The following is a 26,424-nucleotide window of genomic DNA, read 5'->3' as shown; positions in this document are numbered from 1 at the left end:
CGATGCTATGCCGATCACCCGGTCGGCAGTGGATATACCAGGGAAGACTACTTCCAGTGATCTACGGCAAAGGTCCCATGGCTCGCCAAGACTATCGCAGGCCCCTTATTGACCAGCGCAGCCGTTCTGGCAGGAGTATTACTGTTACCTGCTTTCGTTTGGTTATCCGACTGAATCAGACTTTGCCGCTCTGCCTGCCAAATCCAATACCCTCCGTTTGCAGAGACAGAACGCGCAACAGTTCATTCGAATTGCAGGAAAGAAAGTCGATTACCGCGTGGAAAGATTGAATCGAGGCTGTCCCGGATAGCAATCAATACCGGTCGAAAGTCACCTGACTGCGATCCACCCGCCTGCCTTCCGGTCAGACCCGGCTGGCTTTTCCGACCGAACCGGCTTTTGATACGCTTATTATTCCATCTCCCGGACAACAACTCTTCGGTCGTAACACGCGCAGAACCGGTACTGCCGGCAATACCCGACCCCAACGGTTCCGTCGCCACGACAGTGACTATTCCCAATAACTTCATATGCGCGCAACGGCCACGGGCAGCGTTCCGGCTTTTCTCCCTATCACGTTTCTCGTTGAATCGTTTATCAGTCTGGTGTGGGGGATGTGATGCAAAGGCTCAGGGAAAAATGCCGCCGCCATTATTGGGTCGTTCCGGGCACGCCTGGCTTTCACCTATAGCCTGAAACTGCTTTTGGATTGGCAATCACTCTGCCGATCCTGCTGATCATTCAGTCGAAACTGGATAACCTACTTTGCTGCTGAAGTCCTGCTCGGAGACTGGTCGATAGATGTCATCCTTGAGCTGATTCTTACCAACGACAACATCTTCAGCCTGTCTCTCCTTTTCATGCTACCATTGCGGTGGTGGCGTTTCTGCTCAAGCAATTTTCAATGGAGGCATCTACGATTCGCTTCGTCAATCGTCACGCCCCGGTCCGTGATCGGTCTTTTTGCGGTCGGCAGCGATGTTCTTCACACCTGACTATCGGTCTCTGGGATGTTTGGCATCTATTTCCCGCTTTCCCTGGCGGGGATGTTTTTCGGCGAGTTGGCAAACAAAGCTAGCACATTCGCTCTGGCCGAACGCCGAGCTAAGCGCACAATCGCTAAAATAGTCACGGCATTTAGTACGATCGTGGGCGGTAGTTTCTCGGAGTTTGTCAGAACACACCGCACACTTGTTTTGCAGCAGGGGAGTATGGAAGGTCCGGCGCCATCCGTTGGAATCGGAGGCCCGGGCTTTTTTTTTTCTCATTCAAAGCCGCTCATCAACTTGTCACCAGACGCGGCCCGAAAGCGTTGGCAACCTATCTGGTTTATTTCCTTCCGTTTGTCTTTTGTCTGGCTGCTGATCGAGGGTCTGGCCCTGCCAGGACCGGTGGAATTGGAAATATGCTTGGCGCCATTATAGAATTTGCGCTATTTCAGGCGTTAGCGGGCCAAAGTCTGGCAATCGCTGGCAGGCTCGCCTGCCATGACCGACTTTGTGGAACCCCGTGGCGGAGAACAGACTCGAGGAGAGCAGTGACCGAACGCCTGTATTATCGCGACTTCTGCCTTATTTCTTGAGTTTGAGGCGACGATCATATCTTTCTGAAAAGGCCGATGGCCGGTACTGCATTTGGTGCCTCGATCGCCCGCATTTTATCCTACTCCGGCGGTCAGTTGTTTGACACAGTTTTAGGCGGAGTTGAGGTTGGATGTTACTGATGCCGATGACAGCGCTTGGTACATTACCGGCCAGTGTTAAGTGAACTCGGAAGACGAGTTGCCGGATCTGTCAATGCCGCTTCGCCGAAAGATACCGCCAGCAACATACGGCCCAGCAATATCTTGTCGCAGATAGCCGTCAGGCAATACCTGGCCAGTTCGAAACGGTCTCCGTACAGCTTGGTGATGATTATATAGCAATCGAATTAAACACACCTCGATCGATCAGTCACAATTGGATCAGCTCGAAACGGCAGCTAATGAGATACTCTTCGCCAATTGGCCGGTTTCTCTTCACTTTGCTTCTGGACAGGGAGCTGGACAAAAATCTCTCCGCAAAATTCCGTCCCGCGAGGGAGAGCTCAGCGGGATCAAAGTCGGAAAAATTGATTATTCAGCCTGCGGAGGAACGCACTTCGCAACTCGACAGCCGAGGTGGGCGTCATCAAGCTCTTCATCGGATGGGAGAACTTCTTGCGCTCACGCCTTAGTGAAGTTCGTGGCCGGAAGTCAGCAATCGAGGATTACTCTTCCTGCTTTGCTGCAGACTGACTCACCACCAAAATCACTCGGACCTGCCACCCCAGCTGACCCGAACGATAAGGTCGACAAACTGACAGGCGAGAACCGCGATCAACGCAAACAGATGGGGCGTTGTTCAAAGAACTGCTCCCGATCCGTGCGGATGAACTGGCCGCAACCGCAGTTACCGTCGGTGCGCTCAAATTCGTGGATAAAGCAGTTGACGGCATGGATGCTACCACGGCCGGCCAGCTTGGGTCGACTGTCGCCGAACGGATTAACGGCGTCGCCTTGTTGGTCGCGGACGGCAGATTGTTGATCTCGGTTGGTTCCGGCCTAGGTCTGTATGCCGGTGAGCTCTCAAACAGCCTCTGCCCCGATCGGCTTGAAAGGCGGGGAGTAACAAAGCGGTACAACTGGGTGGAGCGGACCCGGCTAAGCTAGAGGAATATAAGGCAGCGTTGCTGTCACCATCGGGCATGCCCTGTCAACTATCTGCATAATCGCCTTGCTGGTAATGGCCGCATCGGGGCTTACGGACAGCGAGCACAGCGCCCGGACCTCGACCACGCGGATCTGGTCGAGGTCCTGCAGGGCGTTTCGCAAGATACTAGATTGCGGTCGGCTCCGTCTTTTCCGGCGTACCGAATCAGGCACCACCTCTTGCGATTCCGCCACCCGGATACGCGGTAAGAAAGCGATCCTCCGCGGTTCCGTCTTTGTAGAGGATGCTATCTACCGCCTGCTTGCAGATTCAATCGATTAGCGATCTTCTCACCAACAGGCCTTAGCTCGCGGCCCCTGTGTCGAACTCTGGTCCCGCACTGACTCCCTTTGCCACCGGAACCAATGCTTTGTGACCGGAATAAGAAGTACTTCAGGATTGAGAAACGCCCGACCGTCTACCTGAACTATCCGGATTCCGCTGAGATGGTCCAGATCGATGCCAATCAGGTAGAATTCCTTGCTGATTCCTCCTCGCGATCGCCCCGGGCGAGTTGATCATCAGCTCCAAAGATATCAAGGCAAACTCGCCGGGCGCGCGGTCATGCAGCAAAAACTGGGTTTACTTGATCTGGTATGAGCAGCCAGTCTTGGTGCGAGGTCAATCCACCGTTAAAGGCTCGTTCATTTCGTCCTATCAGAACAGGACCTGCTCCGACGGATCGACGTCACCGACTCGGCTCGCGCGGAGTTCAAGGAGGTTGTGGATACCCTGCCGGACAGCATAGCCCTGATCGATCAGTCTATCCTGACTGGTCGGCGAATCTATTTTGATTTTGAGTACGGCGTACTCGATCGGGTGACTTCCATTGGCCAGGCCTATTCATGGTATTATCCGGCTAAGAAGGGAGGTATGAATCGAGCGAGTATGCCGTCTCCGGCGATACGATCCAGTTCGCAGTTGCCAATGAGCAGTTACAGTCTGTCACCGTCCTGGGTGGAGCGATCGGCATACTTCATTCAACACCAAAAACAAGAACGTCGATTCAACTGTCATCACTGAGCAGGATACGATCGACTATTCATCCTCCTTCATTCGCCACGAAATGGCGGGACTCCGTCATCACGCTACTTGGACAATCGCACATTGAATCAGGGACAGTTGAACTGACGCTCACCAGGGTGTTGCTTGATAATTCGGGACCGACTGATTAAGTCTCACCAGTTGACATCGTTTCGGACAGCTTCCCCGATGACAGCACCCTGACCGCTCGCTACCAACCAAATCCGATCCCGGTCATTCTGGAAAGACAAGCAGAAGGAGTTGTACGGAGATTACCTGGAATACTCGATTGACACGGAAAAGGGAAGATCGTTCAGTCGAAACTAAAGGGTGAAACCGGCTTTTATTATGGTGAACGGGTCTACCGCGCTCGTGAGAATATCTTCTTGTTGAGGATGTCCGTTACACCACCTGCGATGCCGACGAACCATTTTCATTTCTATTCGAAAACATGAAGGTTATTGAGGATGACAAGCTCATCGCCCGTCCTGTGGTGTTGAATATCGGACGTCTTCCGATCCTGGTACTCCTTACTACGTGTTCCCCACTCAAAGAAGGGAGACACTCGGGCATCCTCCCATTTACCTTTTGGCAACATCGAACAGGGAGATCGTTATATCCAAAATGTCGGCTACTTCTGGGCCGCCCGAACACTAAGACCTGTAGGGGGCGATGATCTTTCACGAAAGCCGCTCCGCGTTTACCTTCTCGGGGCAATTCCGCTTAAGACGTTGTGTGTGTATGATGGTTACCTTCGCGGCAACTACCCCAAAGAAACGAGCTACGATTCGCGTCTGGCATCCGGAGACCAAATCGACAAAGTACGACATTTACGCGGCCCACAATCACGACTTCAGCCTGAATTTCCGTGTCCCAGTCAATTGGTCAGTATGTTTCAGACAAGAGTATATTACGCTCACTATTCCACCGATCTCGACACTCAGATTGAATAGTCAGATCTATGGCAAGTTCAGCTTCCCCAAAAACTGAACAAGTCGATGACCCTGTCGGGTGGATTTTCGCATGATGAAACACCGCAACACCCAACGCAGAGTCGATAAGACGGGAGAATGTCGGCTTAACGTTCCCTGTGATCTCTCCGTTTTGGTCAGGAGAGCTCGATGCCGATGGACAACTTCAGTCAAGATGGTAACACAACCTGCGTATCACCCCGCGCACGTCGTTTGCCTTCTTTTCTTCGAGAACACGCCTGGTTGATACGGTCGTTGTAGACACCAACGACTCCACCTTATGATGTCACGCCGGGACACAACTTATTACTTCATGCGCAAGAAGGTATGGTAACTCTGGATTACTCTTTCGGCGCCACTCTCCCGTTGACCTTTGCCACGTTTCATCCGGTTCAACCGGCGATCAGTTATCGTGAGAACTGGCGGTATTCGTACGAGACAGACACGACTCGCCAGCTTGGATTGGAAACCCCATTCTATCGGACCCATAGCTATTCTGCCGCGGTGACGGCCGGAACCGATATTTATGGGACTGTCTACCCGAACATGCTTGGCCTGCTCGGCGTACGTCAGGTACTCTCACCCTCGGTATCGTATACATACGTACCGAAGGCGGACCTTCATTGGGAGGTACGCAACTTTACAGGCGTAGGACCTGGGAACCGTGGTTACAGCTCAAAACCTCACGTTTTCCATGCGTCAGCCGTACCAAGCAAAGATCAAGAAAGGGGATGGGAGCTCGCGCTGGAGCCGTTATCCTTGGTATTCAGAATTCAGCTATGATCTGGAAAAGGATTCATTCAACCTATCGGACCCGACCACCAGCTTTCAGTCGAATGTCATACCTCGGATAACATTGAACGGTAATTCCGCCACTCGTTTACTGCCCCGGCACAAGTGGAGTCCGTTTCGGGAGCCCGTACTTGAGCAGTTCAGTCTCCAGGCGGGGTACGTATCGCCGGCTCACGTTTCTTTTTGATGATGTCGCCGACCAGCCAGCGAGCCCACTAGATTCACCGGGACCCGCTGGCGCTACTGCGCCAACCGTTCCCGCACCTTCTCGGGCAAGAGGCCGGGGGAGACCAGGCTCTCATATTCTTACAGTGAGTCCGGCCGGGATAAGGCATTCGTGAAGTCAAGCTTCCCGCAATTGGCCCCGGATTTCAACCCGACTCCGACAACTTCGGTCTCCTGCTCACAGTACTAAGGAATCGGGCGTAGTTGACGATCTGGAATTCGATCGGTTTTCGCAAGACTCTCCATTGTTGGACCGGGGAGTTCAACTCGGTTCCAATCGGCTCAGGGAGAGGTTATTCATTCCGCCTGTTTGTGATTGCCATTCCGGCGATCAAGGTGGATAATAGTTCCACCGCCAAAGGCCTTGGCACCTTCCTTAACCAGTAGTCGTCCGGTTTGTTGGGGGCAGTGGGCCGCGTGTGATGGTTCGTTTTTTTGTTGACTCAAATTCTTCGGGGTCAACATAGACCCGAACGCATTCAATGCCAATCAACTTATCCTGTGAGAGGGGATAAGCAATGACCAAAGACCAGATGATTGCCCAGATGGCTGCGCAATCCGGGATCACCAAACGACAAGCGACAAGGCGCTCCACGCGCGATCGGGAATGTCTCCACGCAACTCAAAAAGGAAGAAAGTCATCTTCTCCGGGTTCGGGACATCCACCATCTCCAAGGGAAAGCTCAAATGCCACGGAACCCCGGACCGGTGCGATTACCACCATCCCGGCCAACAAAAGTACCTGTCTTCCGGGCTGGAAGCCGCCCCAAAGAAGCGGTTCGTAAGTAGCCTCATCAAAGAACTTCGCGAGGCAGGACTGGCGTCCTGCCTCGCTTTTCGGCTGTTTTACAACTATGTTTGGTCTACATCCGTCGTTCAAGTTGCCCGGAGTTATGGCATCACGTAAGAAATCGAATCGCGGAAAAACAGATAGTCGGAGTTGGTCTGGTTATAGCCGCCTTCTTTGTGTTGGTCGCCCTGGTCTCGCATGACCAGATCGACGACGCTCGGACCAGCGGCGAAGTGGATGGAGCTCAACTCCGTGGGAGATAAAATTTCGCCAATCAGGCAGGCATGCTTGGCGCCTATCTCTCCTTCCTGCCTACTTTGTGGTTGGTTGGTTTGCCTTCTTTATACCTCTGGGGCTCTTTTCTGTCTCATTAGGCTTTTTCTCAGCAGGTGGTCGAAAAGGTCCGCATGCGTGCGGGATCCTGCTCTTTATTGTGGGACTCTGCGCCACCATGATGGTCAATTCAGTCCGCCCCAGGGAGCGCGATTGCCACCGATTCAGGGGCGATTGGCGGTGGCCGTCGGGCGTCTGCTGACGACTTGGACCCTGGAAATGGTCGGCACGACTGGCCCCCATCTGATGCTCGGGGACTGGTTCTTATCCTGCTCCTGCTGTACACGGTAATCACCGTCCCTGCTTGGACATCTGATCAAACAGGGCTCAGCCCCTGAAAAAGCTCTACCAGATGCCGCTTAGGGACTTTAAGAACTCCCTCTTTAGCTTCAAATGGGCTTTTCGCTCATCCAAGAAAGAAGAACTCGCGGATGATGATGAACATATCGTCAGAAAGCCTGAACCGAAGAAGATTGAAGAGTTTGATGACGAAGAGGCCGAGCCGCTCGACCTGTTTGACGAACGCGCTGACAAGCCGGCGAAACGACGCACTACTGTGAAGAAAGCTCCCGAAACCGATTCAGGTCACATCCTTTAAGTACACGTATCCATCGCTCGAACTGCTCCAGCAGAATCCTGACAAAGGGCAGGCGTTCGGCGTCGATGAACTGAATCTGACCTCGAAGGCCCTTAAAGATACACTTGAGACGTTTGGCGTAAATATCGATGGCCCAATTGGAACGTTACCCCGCCCTATCATCACACGCTACGAGTTTAAGCCCGGTGTGGGGATTAAGGTCAATCAGATAGTCAACCTCGCAGATGCACCCGAGCGCCTGCTCTTAAGGCCAAACGGATACGCATAATTGCCCCGACCTTGGAAAGCGGCAGTGGAGCCGAGATCCCGAACCGCACTCCTCAGATGGTCTTTGCCGCGATATCCTCTCCTTGGAGGAATTCAATAATCCCGCACCTTGATTGCCGATGGCACTCGGGAAAACCACGGTCGGCAAGCTATTTGTCACCGACCTGGCCAAGATGCCTCACTTGTTGATCGCCGGTGCGACCGGTTCCGGTAAGTCGGTCTGTACGAACTTGTTGATCACGTCGCTCATATACCGGATACACGTTGGAGGTCAGGTTCACTTTCGTCTAATCTAAAGATGCTTGAACTCTCGGTTTATCAGGGTTGCCACATCTTGGACGTGCTGTCGTTACCACGCCTCGCGGAGCAGAGAAGGTATTCTCGGATGCCGTGGTCGAGACGAGACCCGTTATCGCCGCCTGCCACTGCAGGTGTCCGGCAATATTGAAGACTTCAACAAGAAGCAGGTTAAAAGAAGAAGATAAGCCTGCGCATATCGTGATATTTGTCGACGAGCTGGCGGACCTGATGACGTCATCGCAGCTTCCAAGACTGAAATGCTGATCACCCGCTTGGCGCAGATGGCCCGCGCGGTCGGTATCCATCTGATCCTCGCAACTCAGCGCCCTCGGTTGACGTTATCACCGGTTTGATCAAGGCGAATTTCCCAGCCCGTATCGCGTTCCAGGTAGCTACTAAGGTTGATTCTCGCACGACTATTGACGCCAACGGAGCGGAAAAACTACTTGGGGCGGGAGATATGTTCTTCCTGAGTTCCGGTCGGCCGGAGCGATTCGTACTCACGGTGCCTGGTTGTCCAGCGATGAAACCGATGGAATCGTCAATTTCATCTGCTGGGAAGCAAAAGATCGGCATGCTACTACTCCAGGGATCTCACAGACCAATGCCGACAAGGAAGAGTCTGATGGTGTTGATCTGGGTGATCCGCTCTTCCGTGAGGCCTGCGAAGTGGTGGTGCGCCACAAACAGGGTTCTGTATCGCTGCCAGCGTCGACTGGGCATCGGTTATCAGCGACGGGCCCGGCTAATCGGACCAGAAGAAGCGGGGATCGTTTCCCATTTGATGGCTCCAAAGCCCGCGAAGTTATTGTCGACAAAACCTACCTTTAAGACGCTTCTTTGCCGCACCAGCTGGTGCCGGTAAAGGGATTCCGACTCGAACTGGACCTCACTGACCATACGTATAAGGTGTAAGATATGAGACGATCACTCCTGTTTGGGCACCGCTTATACTGATTCTGGTCCCCAGACTCAGCGCGGGCGTCGATCGCTTTGATACTATAAAAGCGAACCTGGCCGAGTCAGGCTGTATCCAAATTGAATTCCTCTCGATCCTTGAGTCTGATATCTTCGACCGGCCGGACACGGCCCATGGAACCGCGACTTCGGCCAAAGATGGACGGTTCCTGGTGACGATGGGGAGTACAGGTCCTTCGAACTGACCAGCAGTTCTTCAGCCATTCCAAGGCCAGCGATCAAGCTATCATAGAAACTATCGATTCTACCGCGCCATGAGTTCCGAAGTCGCTTACATTCGGTAGCTTTACGATTGGTTCAAACCCGGTATACTAACGACCGGACCGAGAGTACTTCCTGGTGCGCACCGGTCCCAAAGGCGGTTCTATCCTGGATTCAATGACTGTTTCCATCGACCCGGAAACAGATGGATCACCCGGATAGCCTACTTTGACGTAAACGATGAGTTGCGACCATTGTCTTGTTGAAGGAGTCGCATCACGCTGCCTGCGAAGAGCGGCACTCGAGCCTGACTTCCCCAAGTCGGCCGAACGCGTGAAGCTGTAGGTGAATGAAATTTACGTCCATAAACTTGGCCGCCCCAAAAACGATGTCGATGCCGACTATATTTCGGCTCGCCTGGATCGAGGAAGGACATCAACCGGTCAATACGCCCGATGATGCCGGAGTCGGTCATCGTGAATACCTGCGGCTTTATCCTCCCGGCCAAAGAAGAATCGATCAACGAGATTCTCCGGCTGGGCCAGCTTAAAAGTCCGGCCAGTTGAAGACGCTGTATGCTTCCGGATGTCCCACCCAGCGATACGGCGACGAAATGCTGGAGGGATGCCTGAGTTGGATGGGGCGTTTGGACATGGCGCGCTCGATTCACCTGCCCAGGCCGTGACCAATCAACTGAGAAGCAAGCAGACTGTTCGGATCGAGTCATGTAAACCCGATACCTCAGTTGGAAGGATCGCCACATCTTGGATGGCTTTCCTTACTCATATCTGAAAATCTCTGATGGTTGTGACCGGGCCTGTACTTACTGCGCGATTCCGCTCATGCGCGGTAAGTTCCGGAGTCGCCCTTGATTCGATCCTCCGCGAGGCCGAGTTTCTGGCGAAGAACGGGCAAGCGCGAGCTGATCTTGGTCTCCCAGGAAGCTACCATGTATGGATACGGTCTGCCGGATGGGATGAATATCATCCGCCTGTTACAGGAGTTGGAGAAGATTGAGGATCTCAGGTGGATTCGGCTGATGTACCTCTATCCGGCCTGCCTCGAAAACGATTTGATCGACTATCTTTGGAAGATAACAAAACACCCGCATGTTTTGACCTTCCATTGCACATATCAGCGATTCAGTGTTGACCAATATGCGCCGTCGAGTCGACAGGGGGGAAGATCGAGGCCTTGATCTCCCGCATCCGGTCGCAAAACGGTCGGGCGACTCTGCGAACTACCTTCATAGTTGGTTTTCCAGGTGAATCGGACCGCGACTTCGAAGAACTGCTCGAATTTACCCGCGAGGCTGAATTTGACCGCATGGGGTGTTCACTTATTCTCCGGAGGAGGGACTCCCCGCCGAACAGATGGGAGAACAGGTTTCGGAAGAGGTCAAGTCTGAGCGAATGGATGCACTGATGAATCTTCAGCGGATATCGCTTTCGACAAAAATCTTGAATTGGTCGGTCGTAGATTAGAGGTGATCTCGATTCGGTGACCGACGAAGGACACGCGATCGCCCGCACCCAGGGAGATTGCCCGGATATTGACCAGGAAGTACATGTCCATGGGAAGAATCTGGCGGTCGGCCAGATCCGCATGGTTCAGATAGACTCGGCGACGGATATGACCTCTCGGCCACAACGGTGAGTGACTAAAGATGACATATCGAACGACTTGGCATTTTACCTCTCCAAACCGGTCGCTTTCCCTGATGATGGTGATCTACCTCGTCCAATCCGGACTTCTGGTTTACCTCATCACGGACAAGTTTGATCTGGAAAAGCAGATCGATTACCAACAGAGCTGGATCATTGAGCTTGAAGACAAACTCAAATTGTATAAGGTAATTGAGGATCTCGAGATCGGGTTCAGTGATGACGAGGTCACCAAATTCGACCAATACGATCTGGGGCGAAAGCAAAAAGTACAACTATGACCCGATCTTTGTGGTTTCGGTGATCATGGTGGAATCGACATTTAAGAAGAATCAGGTCTCCGACAGCGGTGCCGCCGGGTTGATGCAGTTGCGCCCTTTGTAGCTAAGTCCGTGGCGAAACAGGCGGGTGTGGAGTGGGCTGGAGTCCCGACACTTCACGAGCCGGAGGCCCAACATTAAATTGGGAACATATTACCTGTTTGAACAGATATTGAAGTATGGCGATATCCGCAAGGGACTGGTCGCCTATAATATCGGCGAAACGAGGCTGCGCGATCTGATTCGCAATGGTCAGCCGGCCGGTCAGTTACATGAACAAGGTGATGTCCACCATAAGCGACTGAAAGAGAGTTACCAGGTTTGAAACCGGGACGAATTATCATTTCTCTGCTGCTGATAGCGGCAGTGATCGCTGCGCTTGCATTGGATGCGGTGGCGGTGGTACATCGCTCAACAACATGACCAAAGACGAGCTGTTGTGCTCGGCAAAGCCAAGCTTGAGGCGAAGAAATACCTGACGGCGATCACCGAGTCCGAACTGGTTCCTGACTGCAACAAATACCTCGATATCGCCAAGGGACGTCTGGCGAAAAAGACCTATATGTCGGGTCTCACATACACTCGCATGGGAGCCTCCCGTGCCGCCAAGGTCTATTATCAAAAAGTCATCGATGACTACACCTCAAGCGAATTTGCTCCGTTGGCCAATTTCGAGATGGCCAAAGAGGAGATGCGACTTCGCGAATACGACGAAGCTCGCCGTCGCTTCGAGAATTTCGTGACCGTCTTTTCGACCCATCCGTTGGTCCCGGAAGCCCAAGCCGGAATAGCCGAGGCCGCGTTTAAGTCGGCGGAGGCTGCGTTTGACAAAAAAGACTATACGGCGGCCACAGACAAGTTTACCGCTTTCAAGAAGGACTTCCCGGCGGACAAGCGTTTGAACAAAGCGGATGAATACCTGGCGAAAATAGCGGCGTTGCCTCCGGCGCCCGCTCCACAAGCCAATGTGCAGTTCAAATAATGGCGAAGAGTGTGGGATTCTCGGGGGGACTTTCAACCCCGTTCATCGCGGCCATATAACCTTGGCCGCCGAGATTGGCGCCGCCAAGGCGCTGGATGGGGTCTTGATGGTTCCATCCTATGTTCCTCCGCGCAAGATCAATCCGGATATCGCTCCTTTTGATGACCGTCTCGCCATGCTCAAACTGGCGTGCGCGAATCATCCTGAGCTGGTTACCAGCAGTATCGAATCTGAATCGGATACTCCTGGCTACACACTGCTCACCCTCCGGGCGATCAAAAGCGATATCCATCCACCAGATTCCGCTTTATCATAGGAGCGGACCTTCTGGCAGAATTCCCAAGCTGGTATGAAGCGACCGAGATCCTGGCCGAGACCGAGATTCTGGTCGGGTCCCGTCCAGGGGCCGAAATTCGTCTGCCTGATGGGTTCGATCCGGGCAGGTTTGAGATTGTGGAAACATCATTGCTGGATATCTCATCCAGCGACATCCGGGCAAAGATCAGAAATGGCGCGGGACGCCGAGAATTGGGCGATCTGGTCGGTGATCAGGTTGCGGAATACATCATAGAACGAGGATTGTACCGGTGAGCGGAAAAAAGAAGAATATCTGGCTGATCGATGGCACCGCCATCATGTACCGGGCATATTTTGCGTTTATCCGCAATCCACTCATCAATAAGAAAGGGGAGAATACCGGGGCGGTCTACGGCTTTGTTAATTCGATCCTGAAGATCATCCGCGAAGAAGAACCTGATTATATCGCGGTGGTATTCGACTCAAACATCCGACCTTCCGCCATGAGCGCTACGAAGATTACAGTCGACACGCGCAAAGATGCCGGATGATCTGGCGGCGCAGATACATCGGGTACACGCATCGGTTTCCGCGCTGGGGATGCAGGAGTTCGAGATGGCCGGCTTTGAGGCGGATGACATTGTTGGAACACTTGCCAAAGCGGCTGAACGGAATGGATTCGAAGTCTGGTGTGTGACCGGTGATAAGGACTACTTCCAATTGGTCTCCGACAATGTCAAGGTCTATACCCCAAAACGGGTCGCAGAAACTCCGGAGCGCTATGGCCGTGAGGAAGTGAAGGTTAAGTTCGGGGTTTATCCCGAACAGGTGATTGACAAACTGGCGCTGATGGGGGACAGTTCGGATAATATCCCGGGGATTCCGGGGATCGGTCCGAAGGCAGCGGACACGCTCCTTGAGCAGTTCAAGTCGCTCGATGACATTTACGCCAATCTCGAACAGGTGAAAGCCAAGGGTGTACGTGAGAAGCTCGCTGCCAACAAAGAGAAAGCGTATCTCTCAAAAGAGTTGTCGACTATACATTGCGAAGTGCCGATAGAGTTTGATCTCGAAGCACTCAAGCGGAAGCCGATCAATTTCGATGAAGCAAAAAAGCTCTTCATGGAGCTCGAGTTTCCATCAATTCTCCAGTTGCTGACACCCGATGTTGCCGCGCAGTCTCCGACGCTGTTTCCGGAGGCATCCAAAGAGAATCTTGCATACCATCTGGTGCGCACAATTGGCGATCTGGAGAATCTGGTTGAGAAGCTCTCGACAGTCAAAGAGGTTGCCGTTGATACGGAGACAGACAGTATCAATTCGCTCGAAGCCAATCTCGTCGGCGTGTCGCTATCTGCCAAGTTTGCCGAAGCCTGGTACCTTCCGATAGGCCATGCGGAGAAGACCGTCAATCTGCCGCGTGAAAAAGCTCTCCCGCTGATCAAGAGATTGCTGGAGAATCCCAAAGTCCAGAAATTCGGACAGAATATCAAATTCGACCTGCAGGTTTTCCGACGCTACGGTATCGAGGTAAACCCGGTTTCGTTTGACACCATGCTTGCGTCCTATGTCGTGAACCCCTCAGAGCGACAGCATTCGCTCGATAACCTGGCGTTCAAGCATTTCGATTTCCACAAAACGCCCATCAAGGATCTGATCGGGTCAGGCAAAACACAGTCGACATTCGACAAAGTGCCGGTGGAGAAAGCCTGTGCTTATGCCTGCGAGGATGCGGATTTCACCTACCGACTTCGATCTATCTTTGCGCCGCTCATTGATGATCTGGAGATGAACAATCTCTACTACAATATTGAATTGCCTCTTATCAAAGTGTTGTCCGATATGGAAGAGGCCGGGGTGCGGATCGACCCGGATTTTCTCGGCAACTTGTCCAAAGAGATGGACAAAAAACTGGCCGACCTCTCCAAACAGATATTCAAGATCGCCGGACTTGAATTTAATATCAATTCCACACAGCAACTCTCGCATATCCTCTTCGAGAAATTGAACCTTCCGAGTAAAGGGAAGACCGCCAGCGGGAAAGGGTTCTCTACTGATGTTCGCGTGCTTGAGGAATTGGCCAAGATTCATGACTTCCCACGGTTGATCCTCGAATACCGGTCCTATGGAAAGCTGAAGAGCACGTATGTCGATTCTCCCGACCATGATCAGTAAAGTGACCGGGCGGGTGCATACTTCGTACAATCAGACGATTGCGGCGACGGGGCGGTTGTCATCGACCGATCCAAACCTGCAGAATATCCCGATCCGGACGGACGAAGGAAGAGAGATCCGTCGCGCTTTCATTGCGCGCGACAAAGAGTACAAAATACTGTCGGCTGACTATAGCCAGATAGAATTGCGCATTCTGGCGCATTATACCGAGGACCCGAATCTGGTCGATGCGTTTCTGAAAGGGCAGGATATCCATGCCCGGACTGCCGCGGCGGTCTTTGGGATTGACCTGAATGAGGTAACATCGACGCAACGACGTATCGCCAAGACTACCAATTTCGCGATCATCTACGGAGTGACAGCGTTCGGATTGAGCCAGCAGACTGACTTGACGCCCCAGGAGTCGCAGAAGTTCATTGACAAGTATTTTGAGCAGTATCCGGGGATACGGGAATATATCGATGATACTATCGCCTATGCCCGCAAGACCGGCTATGTGACGACTCTCTACAATCGCCGACGGTACCTTCCGGAGATAAACGACTCGAATCGGAATATCCGTCAGTTCGCCGAGCGGACGGCCATAAACACGCCGATCCAGGGGACTGCCGCGGATATTATCAAGGTCGCGATGCTAAAGATCCATAAGGCGCTGGCAGGGAAGAAGTCGAAGATGATTCTTCAGGTGCACGACGAACTGGTTTTTGATGTACACGATTCCGAACTTGAGAAAGTGCAGAAGATCGTTATCGATGGCATGCAGAACGCGGCCGAGCTGAAGGTCCCACTGATCGCCGATGTCGGGATTGCCGACAACTGGCTGGACGCGAAGTAGCTGTCAGCAGATATCTGCCGTTCAACGTCATTGCGAGTAGCGCACGAAGCAACCTCTATAAGGTCTGCAATCGTCATAGACATCATTGCTATTGTCTCCTGATAAGTAGTATATTCCCCCCATGCTCATCGGCCTCACCGGACAGATCGGATCAGGTAAATCAACCGCCGCACGCGTTTTCGAAGAACTCGGCGCCGCGATTGTCGATGCTGACATGATCGGCCGCGATGTCGTCGAAATGTCTCCACCCGTCCTCAAAAAGCTGACCAAGCAGTTCGGCAATGAGATACTGACACCATCGGGAAGCCTAAATCGTAGAATGCTGGCCAGGCGTGCGTTTGCTTCTGATGAGTCCAAAGTGGCACTAAACGCCATAGTGCATCCATATCTGTTGGATGAATTGCACCGACAGGTGAAAGCTTACCTCAAGCAGGGAAAGGTGGTGGTGATTGATGCCGCCCTCCTGCTTGATTGGGATCTCGATAAGCAGGTAGACAAAACTCTGGTTATCACGGCATCTCCGACTATCCGAGTCAAACGAATGGAAGAGCGCGGACTGAGCCATCAGGAAGTGCTGGACCGTCAGAAAGTTCAACTCCCCCTGACCGAATACAAACGCCGGGCGACTGATATTCTCACTAACAACGGCACGAGGGAGGAGCTGGCCCGGAAAGTGACCAAACTCTGGCATCGCTGGTTCCCCAAAGTCGCTTGACAGAACCGCTCCAAAGCGGCAGATTTCGGTCCGAAACTGGATAACCGACACCATGCCGATACTGACCCCCGACCACCGAATCCTCCATGATTACACCATTGACGAACTGACCGAGCGGGCCGCCTATATGCGCGGCCTGAACGAGATTGCGCTTTGCTCTGCAGGCTCAGGACATTCAGGCGGGACGCTTGGCGTGATGGATATAGTGGCGGCACTTTACCTCAAAGTCGCCCGTCACAAGCCCTCGGAGCCGCTCTGGGAAGACCGTGACCGCATTGTCTGGTCAGCAGGGCACAAAGCACCGGCGTTGTATACGGCATTGGCCGTTTCGGGCTATTTCCCCGAGATCGAGATGATGAAACTCCGCATGCTCGGCTCACCGCTTCAGGGACATCCGCATTGGAGAGATTGCCCAGAGTGGAGATATCTTCGGGCTCGCTCGGCCAGGGGTTATCGGTGGCAGTCGGAATGGCATTGGCCGCGAAATTGAATCGTCAGGACTACCGGACTTTTGTCATCTCCACGGATGGTGAACAGCAGGAAGGATCGATCTGGGAGGCGGCGATGTCTGCGGCACACCACGGCCTCGACAACCTGATCCTGATAATCGACAAAAATCGCCTCCAGATCGATGGCCCGGTCGCTGACGTGATGAATATCGACCCTCTGGATGACAAGTATCGCGCGTTTGGCTGGCATGTTCTCGAGGTTGATGGGCACGATATGGCGGATATTGTCGCCAAACTGGATTGGGCGCGCAATCAGAACAACACTGGCAAGCCAGTCTGTCTAATTTGCCGGACCAACAAGGGTCGCGGGGTATCTTTCATGGAAAACGTGGTCGGCTGGCATGGGAAACCGCCGAACCGTGAAGAGCTGACCCGTGCACTGGCGGACCTGGGAGTCGCCGACAAATTGGATGTCGACACGATGCTTGCCTTCGGACAATCGTATCAGGCAGAGGTTGAACTGTCGCTCGACGCTGCCCTCCCCAAATTCTCCCGCCATTTCTGGTGGAATGCAGGCGGCTCGATGAAGGTTGAGATGCAGCCGACGCGCAAGGGGTTTGGGGCGGCGCTGGATAAGTACGGCGATGACGAACGGATCATTTGCCTCGGCGCAGATATCTCCGACTCAATCACGATCTCTGATTTCTACAAGAATCACCCTGAGCGAAAACACCGCTTCATCTCAGTCGGTATCGCCGAGCAGAACGCGACCACGATTGCCGCCGGTCTGGCGAAAGAGGGGAAGATCCCAGTCTTCGGCACCTACGGCGTTTTCGCCTCGGCCCGCAATTTAGACCAACTCCGGGTTTCGGTCTGCTACGCCAACCTGAATGTCCTGGTCGCGGGGGCGCATGGCGGGATTTCGGTCGGCCCCGATGGCGCCACCCATCAAGAGCTGGAAGCGCTTTTCCAGATGTGCGGGCTTCCCAACATGCATGTCGGGCTGCCGTGCGATATCATCGAAACCGAAAAAATGACGCGGGCGATGTTGTTTGAGATAGCCGGACCGAAATATCTTCGTTTCGCCCGTGAAGCCACCCCTATCGTCACCAAGCCGGACAGCCCGTTCCGGTTTGGGAAAGCGAATATCTTTCGGTTCAGGGGAGAGGCAGCGAATTTCGTGGATGCCTTCGAAATCACACTCGGCGAGCGGTATCAAGATGAAGACGAACAAGTATCCATTATCTCCTGTGGCCCTGAGCTTGCCGAAGCGCTCCGAGCCGCCTGGATATTGAAAACCGATCTCGGGATCGAAACCAGAGTCATCAATCTGCACACGGTCAAACCGATTGATATAGTGACAATCCACCGGGCAGCCCGCGAAACCGGGGTAGTTATCACTGCCGAAGAACATCAAATTGGCGGGTTGGGAAATCAGGTAGCATCGATTATATTGCGGGACCGATCTTTGGCCGGAAAGATGCCGCGCTTTGATATGATCGGTGTGCAGGATCGCTTTGGCGAATCCGGCCAGCCGTGGCAGTTGATGAAGAAATACGGATTGACGGCTGAGCATATCGCAAAGAAAGCTGTGGAGTTGTTAGAACGGTGAAACTGGGCCGAATGTTAGAATCGGTAGTTGTCTTAGTCTCGCTAAGTCTGGCGACCGGATGTGGCGGAAACAGGATCAGCAATCACTGGCTGGTCGATTATACGAGAACGGCACACGGCGCATATATGCTGAATCTGAATGTAGATGATGCATCGAAAGACAGTCTCAATTTCAAGTTCGTCGCTCAGTATTTTTCGCCAAGTGAGGTTTTGTTGCAGACCGAGTCATTTGAGGCATTTTGGGGAGATTCGAAGGTTCCAGTCAGGACTTTTAAGGTACCTCACCCCAGCGGTTACCATTCTGAGCTTAATGCTTCGGGAGCTGGCCCATACGCGTATCTGATTGCCGGCGTGATTCTGGACGAACGGAAAGAGATGTTGGACAGCCTGCGCTATTCGCTGGTTCTGAACGTGATGTCCCCCAGTGATAGTTCGCTGATTGAGAGAATTCCGCTGAGTGGCAGGATACCAATTCATAAGAGATAATTATCGAGGCTCACGTTCTGAAGTGAGCGGGTTTTGTTGATAGGAAACGGAATATGCAATACACCGAACGAATTCAGAAGCTCGAATCCGAAGGCGCCTATGTGGTGCTGGCCAAAGCGAAAGAACTGGAGCGCAAAGGAAAGTCGATCATCCACCTCCAGATCGGCGAGCCGGATTTTGATACCCCAAAAACATCATCGATGCCGCCGTGAAGGCGATGCAGTCCGGCCAAACGCATTACGCACCATCGGCCGGTATCCCCGAAGCCCGCGAAGCTGCCGCAGAGTATCTGAGCAAAACTCGCGGTATTACGATCACTCCGGAGCAGACCGTCATCATGCCGGGCGCCAAGCCGTTTATTTATTGCGGCGTCACCGCGTTGGTGAACGAAGGGGATGAAGTGATTGTCCCGAATCCCGGCTATCCGCCGTACCGCTCGGTGGTGAAATTCGTCGGTGGGAAGCCGGTCTCGCTGCACCTTCGCGAAGAATCCGATTTCCGGTTCAAGATCGATGAATTCCGTTCACTCATCACGCCCAAGACCAAGATGGTGATCATCAATTCCCCCGGCAATCCGACCGGCGGGATACTGCAGATGGAAGATCTCGAAGCGATCTATTTTGAGGCGAAAAAGCATGACCTCTGGGTGCTCTCCGATGAGATCTACTCCCGGATGTTGTACGGCGATCAGAAATTCTACTCGATAGCCTCGATACCGGGTGCCATGGAACGGACGATCTGCATGGACGGGATGTCCAAGACCTACGCGATGACCGGCTGGCGGCTCGGCTTTGCGGCGATGCCGAAAAAGCTGGCTGAATATTTCTTCACCCTTGCGATCAATAACTTCTCGACCACAACAACCTTCTCGCAGTGGGGGATGATCGAGGGTCTGCGCGGCCCGCAGGATGCGGTTGACAAGATGATCGCAGAGTTTACGAAACGTCGCGAGGTGATCATCAATGGCCTCAACGCTATCGAGGGTATCACCTGCAAAAAGCCGCTAGGTGCGTTCTACGCGTTCCCGAATATCACCGGCACCGGCCTGACCTCGCAGGAGTTCGCCGACCTGATGCTGGAAGAGGCGGGCGTCGCCTGTCTTTCTGGCACGGCCTTTGGCGAGTATGGCGAAGGATATATCCGCTTCTCGTACGCCAATTCGATCGAGAACATCAACGAGGCATTAAAGCGGATCTCGAACGTGCTGGCGAAGCGGAAAGCTTCGGTGGCAAAGTAGACTCAGCACTTGAAAGAGGATTCTCACAACGCGTGAGAGTCCTCTTCCTTTGGACAAAATTCACTCCCCCTGTTTTAACTTGCCGTTTCCCACCCAGTCGTACCCTTGCGGCGTGAAATACGCATATGTTACTACCAATCTTCTCGACCTCTGGACCGAGCCGAAATTCAATTCAGAGCGGGCCAGCCAGCTCTTTTTCGCTGAGCCGCTTGAACTGCTGGGTGAGCAGGAAGGGAATTACGTCAAGGTTAAGCAGGCCGATGGCTACACCGGGTTCGCCGATATCCGGCATCTGGGAGAGATAGGCGCCGATCAGTTTCGCACGCAAGTTGACCGAGCCAAAGGAGTGATTGTCACTCCCCAGGCAAAACTGCTGGATGGGGATCTGCATGCGATCGCTCCGTTTTTCCTCTTCTACGGCACGAGGGTTCAGATCGCCGGTCAGAACAGAGGCTTCACGGAAGTCAGGGTTCCTAACGGGGATATTTACCTGGTCAAGGCAAACGGCGTAAATGAGATCCCCGGTCAGGGGTCCAAGATCGGCGGCAATACCCTCGTGACCGAGGCGAAGAAGTTTCTCGGCGTACCGTATCTCTGGGGGTATCTCGCGACCGGCTTTGATTGCTCCGGCCTGACCCAAACAGTCTGCCGTCGATTCGGAATCACTATTCCCCGTGATACCAAAGACCAGATCAGCGCCGGCGAACAGATCCCGCGCGCGAAGATCAAAACGGGCGATCTGCTCTTTTCAAGCCGCCATGTAGGATTTGCGATCGGTTCCGATACCGTTATACATAGTTCGGTCGGCGGCTCCGGAATCAGGATCAACAGCCTGACGGCGGCAAGCCGGATTACCGCGAGGATCTGGATAACGATTTCAACCAGGCACGACGGATCGTCTAAATGAGCAAGATCAGAATCGACACCTGCAAGCTTTCCATGCCTCTGAAGAAGAAATTTCAGGTCTCCAAAGGGGGGACTGATGTTAAAACGAATATGCTGGCGATGTTGAACAATCGCTATATCGGCGAGGCATCGGGATCGGTCCATTATGGTCCTTCGGTAGAGGAGATCGAAGCTGATCTCAAAAAGGGGATCGGATATCTACGAGCGCGAGATGAGATCACCACTCATACGCTGGTCGAGATCGCCGAATTCGACATCAGTTCGGTGGCCCGTTCAGCATTGACGGGCATGGTGCTGCATTACCTCTCCGGCGAATCCGAACGGTACCCGTGGGAAGTACTTGGCCTGCAAACTCCGGTCGGCGTGAAAAGCTCGTTCACTATCGGGATCGATGAGCCTTCCGAAATGCTCAAATCGATCAAGGATTCCACCTATCCGATCATCAAGATAAAGCTCGGTTTCGATGAAGATATCAAGGTCATCGAGGGATTGAAGGATATCGTCGGCAAGGATATTCGAATCGATGCCAATGGCGGCTGGTCACTGGACAAAGCCGAAGAGATGATCTATTACCTTGGCAAGCAGAATGTCCGGATCATTGAACAGCCGACCGATATAGACCAGATCACCGACTGGAAGCACTTGAAAAAGAATGCTCCCAATGTCGAACTCTTCCTGGATGAAGGACTGAGCACACTCGATGATTACCAGAAAGTGGCGGAGTTCGTGGATGGCGTCAATATCAAGATGGAAAAGTCCGGCGGCATTCTCGAAGCGGTAAGGATCGCTGAGCATGCCCGGCAGGATAAGCGCAAGGTGATGCTTGGCTGTATGGTGGAATCATCGGTGGGGATTGCCCAATCCATCTATATGTCATCTCTGGCCGATTACTGCGACCTGGATGGTCCGCAGTTGTTGGAACAAGATATTGCCTCAGGCATCCTGTATCAGAAGGAACAGATACAGGTCGACCGCGAGATCATCGGAGGACCAAAGCTGAAGCGCGATGTGGTCGAAAAATACCTACAGACTGATTAGCCCGGCGGCGATGCTGCTTTTCTGGCAGTAGCATCGTATGCGGCTCTGATTCAATTCAGATCGTTTATCCCAAACAGGGTCAGACGATGGGCTCGACCGATTCCGCGTTTGTCCTGGGGTCGGTGCCGAAGTCAATCATGACCAAAGGGCGCGAACTGATCGTCCGGGTGAATGGCGCGCCGTTTCCGGTCCATCAGGAAGGAACATTCATCGGCTTTGTCCCGCTCACTTCAGGCGAATTCCGATTTGATGTTACCGCTCACGAAAAGCCACCCAAAGAGACAAAAAAGCATACCAAGGTGCTTTCCAAGGGTTCTATTTCGGTAGTTGTCCCTGCGCCGCCAGTTCGAGTGTCGCGAGACACACTGCGAATCGTAGGAGACTATCAACCTCCGCGCGGCGACCTGATGGTTTCTGCGGGAGAGTTGATTGAGATATCATTTCAAGGGCACACCCGGCGGAACTGCCTGGTTCGCTATCCCGGGAATTGCCGACTCCGTTGCCATGTCAGAAATTCCGCCTCGTTCTCAGGGGTACTGGGGTGATGCGCTGTTCGGCGATGGCCAGATCAGTGATTCTTCTGACCCCGAAGGGGTCTATTCCGGGATTTTGCGAGTGCGAGTCTTTCCGCGGAGATTCGTTGCGTGTTGTCTACCACCTGAAGGGCGACAGGGTGAAAGCTGTCGATACAGCGCAAGCAGTGTCCGGAAGACCTCGGTAGTCAGCGATAGTTCAACATATCGCATGACAATCAACAGTCCCGCGTTCCTTTTGCGATCCGAACCAAAGATTCGATCATTGTGATCCGGCATGGGATAATGCAAGGGTATCTGGCGGCATTTCAACCGCGCGGGCTGGAGCTGTTGGCGATTGGAAGCGAGGGAGACTGGTACAAGGTCAAACTTTCCGAGACGCAATTCGGCTGGGTGAATGGTGCCCAGGTGGAGAGAGTACGGGCAGGGATTGTTCCTCCACATAGCTACATCAAATCGATCAGGCATTTCTCCTATGACGACAGTGTAGTGATCCGGATGCCGGTGAGTGGGTTGCACCCATTCAGGACGATCCAGGATGATCGCCGCACTCTGCGTGTTCAGCTCTTTGGCGTGACATCGAATACGGATTGGATCCGGTACGACTTTGATGACTCGCTCGTTGATTTTGCCCGATGGTTTCAGCCGGAGCCGGGATTATTCGAGTTATCCATTTCTCTTCGCCAGAATTTCTGGGGATATGACTGCTATTTCGCCAGCGGCAATTTCTGCATCAGTCTCAAGCGGCCGCCGCGGAGTCTCGAGACTCTGAAGGGGAAACGGATAGTGATCGATCCGGGCCACTCCAAGGATCCCGGCTCGACGGGGCCATCGGGATACACCGAGGCTGAGGCGAATCTGGCTATCTCAAGGAAGTTCGCGACGCACTCATTGCCAAAGGCGCCACTGTTATCATGACGCACTGATATGAAAGATATCCCGCTCGCTGACCGACCGGTGATTGCCAAGCGAAACCAGGCAGATATATTCGTCTCCATTCACAACAACGCGCTGCCGGACGGGGTCAATCCGTTTGGAGAATTCGGCACCGCCAGCTTCTACTACAATCTTCAGTCGATCGATCTAGCGCGGGCGATTCACCGTGAAATGGTAGCGGAAACAGGATTGCCTGATTACGGCGTTTATCACGGCAACCTGGCGGTCATACGACCGACGGAATATCCGGCGGTGCTGGTCGAATGCGCGTTCATGATGTTGCCTGAGCAGGAAGTTCTGATCAAGAGTGATAAGTTCCGCAAGCAGGTGGCCAAAGGCGGTCACTGCGGGCATAGAATCGTTCTGCAAGGAGTTCGATCATGGGAGATAAGGCGCAGGAGTCCGCGGGACCCAAGCAGCCTTACTGGATCATTTATCTCGGGCTGCTTCTGGCGGGTATACTGATGTTGTCGCAAGCGGCGGGGTATCATCCAATGCAAAAGATCTCCGCCAAATTATCTCTTGGTCTGCTCTATTCGGCAGTCGCGTTATATGTCGGGAATGGCCGCGCGCCGGGGTATATCGGAACGGTGATTATCTGGGGAGCGATTCTGGTTTCATTCCTCATACGCTGACACTGTCCCTGATTCCACAAAATAAAACGGCGGCTGGAGTGACCAGTCGCCGTTTGCATGAGTGCAGTTGCCTGCTACTTCTCTTTTTTCTCGCGATTTTCGTTCGCTTCGGCTCTGGCTTTCGCTCCACGCTGCTTGGATGACTTGGCTTCGGCCTGCTGCTGTTTGCGAAGTTCCTGCGCATGCTTATTCACCTGCGAGAAGTGCTTCCCTTCGGCGCGCCACTTGATCACCTCGTCAGAGGAGATGCCATAGAGCTTGGAGAAGAGGCGAAGGTTGGTCAGGTTGACGATCTCAACATCGGAAAGTTTGACCTGCTTCCACTCTTCGCGCGGATGATTTTTGAAATACCCATATGCCTTGCCGTACGGCGGGCCTGGATCGACTGTCACCGGCACAAAGTAAATCTCCGGGCTGAGTCCGAAATGAACGGTGATCTCAAGCCAGGATTTCTTCAGGTCGCGAAGTTCCATCACCGGTGCGGGCTTGATGCCGGCGCGTTCGGCGATAAAGAAGACGACTGCCAGTTCTTCGTCTGAGACGCCCTTTTTCTTGATAGTCATGACGGCTCGTTCCGGGACATTAAAGAACTTGCCGACCGCCAGGTAATATTCGCGAAGGCTGTTGTCGTCGTTGCTCGATGCTTTGGTTTTGTCGCCGGCAGAAACCGACATCGCCGCCACCAGCAAGAGACCGATAAGTATGCCGAAAGTAAGTCTTTTCATGATGACATTCCTTTCCAAGTGATACACGGATTATCGGCAACGGTTTGGTTGAAACTGAAGGGAATCAAAATAAGAATCGGCGACCAGAGCGCCGGTTAGGGCTAAAGCGCTCTGGTGCAAGCTTGTATCTGACTTAATGATACCCGGAAATATCTTCCGCCTTGCCTCGACGGGCAGGGGAATAGCTACGCAATGCCGTTAACGCGGAAGAGCATCGATCTTGGCCGCGAGAATGAAATCATTCTCATGGAGCCCTTTGATCGCGTGGGTCCAGATAGTGAAATCTACTTTGCTATAGTGAACCGCGAAATCCGGTGGTGACCCTCGGCCTCGGCGATCTCTTCGACCTCGCGGAGAAACCGCATAGCGGCACGGAAATCAGCAAACTGGAAGCGCTTCTGAATAGTTCGTATCGGTGCGCCATTGTCGGTGATCAGTTTGACTTCCCATCCCGGGACGCGGGGGAGTAGCTCTTCGATCTCCATATCGGTCAATTGAGGAATGCCTCCCTCGCAGGGGATACATCGCTTTTTGGTCAGTTCAGTGTTCTCGGCCATTACTCTCTCCCAACAAAGCTTCATGCTTTTTGTGAATTAGATTCCCGGTTCTTCGAATATAACCGGTCTACCCGGCCAAATGTGCCTGAGGATTTTATATCAAAAGAACGGCTCCCCTGAGAGGAGCCGCCGTGACTTGTGTGCTCTGACTGAGGATCGTCAATTGGCCAGCTTGTCGGACTCGTTCGGGTTGGTTCCACGGGAGGCGGTCGAGTTTCCGTTTTTGCTCGGCGAGACGTCGACGTTCCTTGAGGATATCCGCTCTTCTTCATCGCCAAAGCCAAGCGCCAGGATATTGATAATCGACCAGACCGAAAGCAACATCATCCCTTGTTGGGCCATCGGAATCTGGCGGAAGAGCGCAAGATAGCTAAACAGGAGCATGGAGCCGATCGAACCCTAGAGGCCGTTGCGGCGAGCTGGGCCGAGGAAGACCAAAACAGATCGCCAATGCAGAGATCGCGATACCATAGAGCAACACTGAGCCCCCCAGAATGACTTCAGTCGGGAATAGCGAATTCTCCAGCGTATCAAGCGAGAGATAGATCGCAAAAAGAATGATGAAAAAGAGGTTGGCGGCGGCGCCTAGGATTCGATATGGGTTCATCGAACTAAACCTTCCTTCGTCATTTTGTCCTCCCCTTTCTGATCCGCAACCTGCTCTAATATAGGCTACGAACTCACTATTTCCTAACACTCAATTGCATCTGAAGTTCCATTCTTTCGCCGAATTGGCACGCTTGTTTTTGATCCTTTCAGAAATCATGAGGGGAGAGCTTGTCCGATGAATCACTCGGTGGGTCGACTGAGGAGGTTGACGGACAACGTGGAGCGAGGTTGCAGTTGCAAGGAGCGACCTTCAGGCCAATATGGAGGACATCGGCGGAGTAGAATTGGTCTGAAATGCAACCATCAACCTATTGGGAATGCCGCAAAACCGTAATCTGAAATAGGGTGAATTGACGACGGCTCCCAGAATGCAACCATCAAGTGACGTTATTTGGAAAAGGGGATCGATGGCGGGAAAGGAGAAAGTCTGAGGTTTCATGAAACAGGAGTCCTCTATATGGGGCGTAGTCGGAAGCAGCACTGACGAATGTAATACGGATAAAGATG

36 protein-coding genes and 4 pseudogenes are annotated in these 26,424 nt (G+C 53.1%); 35 read left to right on the top strand and 5 right to left on the bottom strand.

What is annotated here, in order from left to right:
• Positions 1-242: 242 nt before the first annotated feature.
• Positions 243-530 (bottom strand): hypothetical protein, encoded by a 288-nt coding sequence (locus IPH75_16420; GenBank protein MBK7143644.1) that lies wholly within the window; start codon positions 528-530, stop codon positions 243-245.
• 480 nt (positions 531-1,010) lie between these two features.
• Here IPH75_16420 and IPH75_16415 point away from each other — a divergent pair, with 480 nt between their 5' ends.
• The 35 genes and pseudogenes from IPH75_16415 to IPH75_16245 all read left to right on the top strand — a co-directional run bounded on the left by IPH75_16415 (position 1,011) and on the right by IPH75_16245 (position 24,026).
• Positions 1,011-1,424, top strand: a complete 414-nt coding sequence (locus IPH75_16415) for a hypothetical protein (GenBank protein ID MBK7143643.1) — start codon at positions 1,011-1,013, stop codon at positions 1,422-1,424.
• A 953-nt stretch (positions 1,425-2,377) separates the two neighbouring features.
• Positions 2,378-2,689, top strand: a complete 312-nt coding sequence (locus IPH75_16410; GenBank protein ID MBK7143642.1) for a hypothetical protein — start codon at positions 2,378-2,380, stop codon at positions 2,687-2,689.
• A gap of 405 nt (positions 2,690-3,094) precedes the next feature.
• A complete protein-coding gene (locus tag IPH75_16405) occupies positions 3,095-3,247 on the top strand; it encodes a hypothetical protein (protein MBK7143641.1) in 153 nt (50 codons plus the stop codon).
• Between the two features lie 205 nt (positions 3,248-3,452).
• Positions 3,453-3,752: a hypothetical protein gene (locus IPH75_16400; GenBank protein ID MBK7143640.1), complete on the top strand. Its 300-nt coding sequence runs from the start codon at positions 3,453-3,455 to the stop codon at positions 3,750-3,752.
• A 741-nt stretch (positions 3,753-4,493) separates the two neighbouring features.
• Positions 4,494-4,742, top strand: coding sequence for a hypothetical protein (locus IPH75_16395; GenBank protein MBK7143639.1), 249 nt, complete (start codon positions 4,494-4,496; stop codon positions 4,740-4,742).
• 308 nt (positions 4,743-5,050) lie between these two features.
• The gene (locus tag IPH75_16390) at positions 5,051-5,506 is read left to right on the top strand and encodes a hypothetical protein (protein MBK7143638.1); all 456 of its coding nucleotides are present in this window, start codon (positions 5,051-5,053) and stop codon (positions 5,504-5,506) included.
• A gap of 438 nt (positions 5,507-5,944) precedes the next feature.
• Positions 5,945-6,127 carry a hypothetical protein gene (locus IPH75_16385; protein ID MBK7143637.1) on the top strand — a complete coding sequence of 61 codons (183 nt, stop codon included), beginning with the start codon at positions 5,945-5,947 and terminating at the stop codon, positions 6,125-6,127.
• A gap of 220 nt (positions 6,128-6,347) precedes the next feature.
• Complete coding sequence (locus IPH75_16380) at positions 6,348-6,647, top strand: hypothetical protein (GenBank protein MBK7143636.1); 300 nt, start codon at positions 6,348-6,350, stop codon at positions 6,645-6,647.
• Between the two features lie 568 nt (positions 6,648-7,215).
• Positions 7,216-7,461, top strand: coding sequence for a hypothetical protein (locus IPH75_16375; GenBank protein MBK7143635.1), 246 nt, complete (start codon positions 7,216-7,218; stop codon positions 7,459-7,461).
• Positions 7,442-7,729 (top strand): hypothetical protein, encoded by a 288-nt coding sequence (locus tag IPH75_16370; GenBank protein ID MBK7143634.1) that lies wholly within the window; start codon positions 7,442-7,444, stop codon positions 7,727-7,729. Before IPH75_16375 ends, IPH75_16370 begins: the two co-directional genes overlap by 20 nt.
• 118 nt (positions 7,730-7,847) lie before the next feature.
• Positions 7,848-8,176 (top strand): annotated as a pseudogene (locus IPH75_16365) (hypothetical protein).
• A 109-nt stretch (positions 8,177-8,285) separates the two neighbouring features.
• A complete protein-coding gene (locus IPH75_16360) occupies positions 8,286-8,381 on the top strand; it encodes a hypothetical protein (protein ID MBK7143633.1) in 96 nt (31 codons plus the stop codon).
• Positions 8,382-8,541: 160 nt separating this feature from the next.
• A complete protein-coding gene (locus IPH75_16355) occupies positions 8,542-8,859 on the top strand; it encodes a hypothetical protein (GenBank protein ID MBK7143632.1) in 318 nt (105 codons plus the stop codon).
• Between the two features lie 803 nt (positions 8,860-9,662).
• Positions 9,663-9,773, top strand: coding sequence for a hypothetical protein (locus tag IPH75_16350; protein ID MBK7143631.1), 111 nt, complete (start codon positions 9,663-9,665; stop codon positions 9,771-9,773).
• A gap of 383 nt (positions 9,774-10,156) precedes the next feature.
• On the top strand, positions 10,157-10,405 hold the full coding sequence (locus IPH75_16345; GenBank protein ID MBK7143630.1) for a hypothetical protein: 249 nt from the start codon (positions 10,157-10,159) through the stop codon (positions 10,403-10,405).
• Positions 10,406-10,707: 302 nt separating this feature from the next.
• The gene (locus tag IPH75_16340) at positions 10,708-10,863 is read left to right on the top strand and encodes a hypothetical protein (GenBank protein MBK7143629.1); all 156 of its coding nucleotides are present in this window, start codon (positions 10,708-10,710) and stop codon (positions 10,861-10,863) included.
• 10 nt (positions 10,864-10,873) lie between these two features.
• Positions 10,874-11,152, top strand: a complete 279-nt coding sequence (locus IPH75_16335; GenBank protein ID MBK7143628.1) for a hypothetical protein — start codon at positions 10,874-10,876, stop codon at positions 11,150-11,152.
• A gap of 10 nt (positions 11,153-11,162) precedes the next feature.
• On the top strand, positions 11,163-11,255 hold the full coding sequence (locus IPH75_16330; protein ID MBK7143627.1) for a transglycosylase SLT domain-containing protein: 93 nt from the start codon (positions 11,163-11,165) through the stop codon (positions 11,253-11,255).
• Between the two features lie 78 nt (positions 11,256-11,333).
• The gene (locus tag IPH75_16325) at positions 11,334-11,516 is read left to right on the top strand and encodes a hypothetical protein (GenBank protein MBK7143626.1); all 183 of its coding nucleotides are present in this window, start codon (positions 11,334-11,336) and stop codon (positions 11,514-11,516) included.
• Between the two features lie 114 nt (positions 11,517-11,630).
• Entirely contained in the window at positions 11,631-12,173 is a 543-nt protein-coding gene (locus tag IPH75_16320) for a tetratricopeptide repeat protein (GenBank protein MBK7143625.1), read from the top strand.
• Complete coding sequence (locus IPH75_16315) at positions 12,157-12,489, top strand: adenylyltransferase/cytidyltransferase family protein (protein MBK7143624.1); 333 nt, start codon at positions 12,157-12,159, stop codon at positions 12,487-12,489. Before IPH75_16320 ends, IPH75_16315 begins: the two co-directional genes overlap by 17 nt.
• Positions 12,408-12,764 (top strand): hypothetical protein, encoded by a 357-nt coding sequence (locus IPH75_16310; protein MBK7143623.1) that lies wholly within the window; start codon positions 12,408-12,410, stop codon positions 12,762-12,764. The genes IPH75_16315 and IPH75_16310 overlap by 82 nt, the downstream gene beginning before the upstream one ends.
• Positions 12,761-13,021 carry a hypothetical protein gene (locus IPH75_16305; GenBank protein ID MBK7143622.1) on the top strand — a complete coding sequence of 87 codons (261 nt, stop codon included), beginning with the start codon at positions 12,761-12,763 and terminating at the stop codon, positions 13,019-13,021. Before IPH75_16310 ends, IPH75_16305 begins: the two co-directional genes overlap by 4 nt.
• Positions 13,011-14,645 (top strand): hypothetical protein, encoded by a 1,635-nt coding sequence (locus IPH75_16300; GenBank protein MBK7143621.1) that lies wholly within the window; start codon positions 13,011-13,013, stop codon positions 14,643-14,645. The genes IPH75_16305 and IPH75_16300 overlap by 11 nt, the downstream gene beginning before the upstream one ends.
• Positions 14,617-15,480 carry a hypothetical protein gene (locus IPH75_16295; GenBank protein ID MBK7143620.1) on the top strand — a complete coding sequence of 288 codons (864 nt, stop codon included), beginning with the start codon at positions 14,617-14,619 and terminating at the stop codon, positions 15,478-15,480. Before IPH75_16300 ends, IPH75_16295 begins: the two co-directional genes overlap by 29 nt.
• Positions 15,481-15,601: 121 nt before the next feature.
• Positions 15,602-16,195 (top strand): dephospho-CoA kinase, encoded by a 594-nt coding sequence (locus IPH75_16290; protein ID MBK7143619.1) that lies wholly within the window; start codon positions 15,602-15,604, stop codon positions 16,193-16,195.
• Positions 16,196-16,247: 52 nt separating this feature from the next.
• Positions 16,248-18,256 (top strand): annotated as a pseudogene (locus tag IPH75_16285) (transketolase).
• Between the two features lie 11 nt (positions 18,257-18,267).
• Positions 18,268-18,741, top strand: coding sequence for a hypothetical protein (locus tag IPH75_16280; protein ID MBK7143618.1), 474 nt, complete (start codon positions 18,268-18,270; stop codon positions 18,739-18,741).
• A gap of 53 nt (positions 18,742-18,794) precedes the next feature.
• Positions 18,795-19,978 (top strand): annotated as a pseudogene (locus tag IPH75_16275) (pyridoxal phosphate-dependent aminotransferase).
• A 112-nt stretch (positions 19,979-20,090) separates the two neighbouring features.
• Entirely contained in the window at positions 20,091-20,885 is a 795-nt protein-coding gene (locus IPH75_16270; protein MBK7143617.1) for a C40 family peptidase, read from the top strand.
• A complete protein-coding gene (locus IPH75_16265) occupies positions 20,882-21,922 on the top strand; it encodes a hypothetical protein (GenBank protein ID MBK7143616.1) in 1,041 nt (346 codons plus the stop codon). Before IPH75_16270 ends, IPH75_16265 begins: the two co-directional genes overlap by 4 nt.
• 86 nt (positions 21,923-22,008) lie before the next feature.
• Complete coding sequence (locus tag IPH75_16260; GenBank protein ID MBK7143615.1) at positions 22,009-22,467, top strand: hypothetical protein; 459 nt, start codon at positions 22,009-22,011, stop codon at positions 22,465-22,467.
• A gap of 273 nt (positions 22,468-22,740) precedes the next feature.
• Positions 22,741-23,373, top strand: coding sequence for an N-acetylmuramoyl-L-alanine amidase (locus IPH75_16255; protein MBK7143614.1), 633 nt, complete (start codon positions 22,741-22,743; stop codon positions 23,371-23,373).
• 9 nt (positions 23,374-23,382) lie between these two features.
• On the top strand, positions 23,383-23,856 hold the full coding sequence (locus tag IPH75_16250) for an N-acetylmuramoyl-L-alanine amidase (protein MBK7143613.1): 474 nt from the start codon (positions 23,383-23,385) through the stop codon (positions 23,854-23,856).
• Positions 23,856-24,026: a hypothetical protein gene (locus IPH75_16245; GenBank protein ID MBK7143612.1), complete on the top strand. Its 171-nt coding sequence runs from the start codon at positions 23,856-23,858 to the stop codon at positions 24,024-24,026. The genes IPH75_16250 and IPH75_16245 overlap by 1 nt, the downstream gene beginning before the upstream one ends.
• A 74-nt stretch (positions 24,027-24,100) precedes the next feature.
• Here IPH75_16245 and IPH75_16240 read toward each other — a convergent pair whose 3' ends face one another.
• The 4 genes and pseudogenes from IPH75_16240 to IPH75_16225 all read right to left on the bottom strand — a co-directional run bounded on the left by IPH75_16240 (position 24,101) and on the right by IPH75_16225 (position 25,915).
• Positions 24,101-24,751 carry a hypothetical protein gene (locus IPH75_16240; protein ID MBK7143611.1) on the bottom strand — a complete coding sequence of 217 codons (651 nt, stop codon included), beginning with the start codon at positions 24,749-24,751 and terminating at the stop codon, positions 24,101-24,103.
• 198 nt (positions 24,752-24,949) lie between these two features.
• Positions 24,950-25,308: pseudogene (locus IPH75_16235) on the bottom strand (4a-hydroxytetrahydrobiopterin dehydratase).
• A gap of 159 nt (positions 25,309-25,467) precedes the next feature.
• A complete protein-coding gene (locus IPH75_16230; protein ID MBK7143610.1) occupies positions 25,468-25,692 on the bottom strand; it encodes a hypothetical protein in 225 nt (74 codons plus the stop codon).
• Positions 25,679-25,915, bottom strand: a complete 237-nt coding sequence (locus IPH75_16225) for a hypothetical protein (protein ID MBK7143609.1) — start codon at positions 25,913-25,915, stop codon at positions 25,679-25,681. Before IPH75_16225 ends, IPH75_16230 begins: the two co-directional genes overlap by 14 nt.
• Between the last annotated feature and the right edge of the window lie 509 nt (positions 25,916-26,424).

It is taken from the genome of bacterium (genome assembly GCA_016708025.1).
Lineage (GTDB): Bacteria > Zixibacteria > MSB-5A5 > GN15 > FEB-12 > FEB-12.
Note: the sequence above shows the minus strand (reverse complement) of the source record. Positions and strands in the feature narration are given on the sequence as shown.

Excerpts from the sequence above, each read along its gene's own strand:
- IPH75_16420 (MBK7143644.1), bottom strand. The coding sequence starts at position 530 with ATGAAGTTATTGGGAATAGTCACTGTCGTGGCGACGGAACCGTTGGGG.
- IPH75_16415 (MBK7143643.1), top strand. The coding sequence starts at position 1,011 with ATGTTTGGCATCTATTTCCCGCTTTCCCTGGCGGGGATGTTTTTCGGC.
- IPH75_16405 (MBK7143641.1), top strand. The coding sequence starts at position 3,095 with ATGCTTTGTGACCGGAATAAGAAGTACTTCAGGATTGAGAAACGCCCG.
- IPH75_16395 (MBK7143639.1), top strand. The coding sequence starts at position 4,494 with ATGATGGTTACCTTCGCGGCAACTACCCCAAAGAAACGAGCTACGATT.
- IPH75_16390 (MBK7143638.1), top strand. The coding sequence starts at position 5,051 with ATGGTAACTCTGGATTACTCTTTCGGCGCCACTCTCCCGTTGACCTTT.
- IPH75_16380 (MBK7143636.1), top strand. The coding sequence starts at position 6,348 with ATGTCTCCACGCAACTCAAAAAGGAAGAAAGTCATCTTCTCCGGGTTC.
- IPH75_16375 (MBK7143635.1), top strand. The coding sequence starts at position 7,216 with ATGCCGCTTAGGGACTTTAAGAACTCCCTCTTTAGCTTCAAATGGGCT.
- IPH75_16360 (MBK7143633.1), top strand. The coding sequence starts at position 8,286 with ATGCTGATCACCCGCTTGGCGCAGATGGCCCGCGCGGTCGGTATCCAT.
- IPH75_16350 (MBK7143631.1), top strand. The coding sequence starts at position 9,663 with ATGATGCCGGAGTCGGTCATCGTGAATACCTGCGGCTTTATCCTCCCG.
- IPH75_16345 (MBK7143630.1), top strand. The coding sequence starts at position 10,157 with ATGTATGGATACGGTCTGCCGGATGGGATGAATATCATCCGCCTGTTA.
- IPH75_16335 (MBK7143628.1), top strand. The coding sequence starts at position 10,874 with ATGACATATCGAACGACTTGGCATTTTACCTCTCCAAACCGGTCGCTT.
- IPH75_16315 (MBK7143624.1), top strand. The coding sequence starts at position 12,157 with ATGTGCAGTTCAAATAATGGCGAAGAGTGTGGGATTCTCGGGGGGACT.
- IPH75_16300 (MBK7143621.1), top strand. The coding sequence starts at position 13,011 with ATGCCGGATGATCTGGCGGCGCAGATACATCGGGTACACGCATCGGTT.
- IPH75_16295 (MBK7143620.1), top strand. The coding sequence starts at position 14,617 with ATGTCGATTCTCCCGACCATGATCAGTAAAGTGACCGGGCGGGTGCAT.
- IPH75_16290 (MBK7143619.1), top strand. The coding sequence starts at position 15,602 with ATGCTCATCGGCCTCACCGGACAGATCGGATCAGGTAAATCAACCGCC.
- IPH75_16280 (MBK7143618.1), top strand. The coding sequence starts at position 18,268 with ATGTTAGAATCGGTAGTTGTCTTAGTCTCGCTAAGTCTGGCGACCGGA.
- IPH75_16265 (MBK7143616.1), top strand. The coding sequence starts at position 20,882 with ATGAGCAAGATCAGAATCGACACCTGCAAGCTTTCCATGCCTCTGAAG.
- IPH75_16260 (MBK7143615.1), top strand. The coding sequence starts at position 22,009 with ATGGGCTCGACCGATTCCGCGTTTGTCCTGGGGTCGGTGCCGAAGTCA.
- IPH75_16255 (MBK7143614.1), top strand. The coding sequence starts at position 22,741 with ATGCAAGGGTATCTGGCGGCATTTCAACCGCGCGGGCTGGAGCTGTTG.
- IPH75_16250 (MBK7143613.1), top strand. The coding sequence starts at position 23,383 with ATGAAAGATATCCCGCTCGCTGACCGACCGGTGATTGCCAAGCGAAAC.
- IPH75_16245 (MBK7143612.1), top strand. The coding sequence starts at position 23,856 with ATGTTGTCGCAAGCGGCGGGGTATCATCCAATGCAAAAGATCTCCGCC.
- IPH75_16240 (MBK7143611.1), bottom strand. The coding sequence starts at position 24,751 with ATGAAAAGACTTACTTTCGGCATACTTATCGGTCTCTTGCTGGTGGCG.
- IPH75_16230 (MBK7143610.1), bottom strand. The coding sequence starts at position 25,692 with ATGCTCCTGTTTAGCTATCTTGCGCTCTTCCGCCAGATTCCGATGGCC.
- IPH75_16225 (MBK7143609.1), bottom strand. The coding sequence starts at position 25,915 with ATGAACCCATATCGAATCCTAGGCGCCGCCGCCAACCTCTTTTTCATC.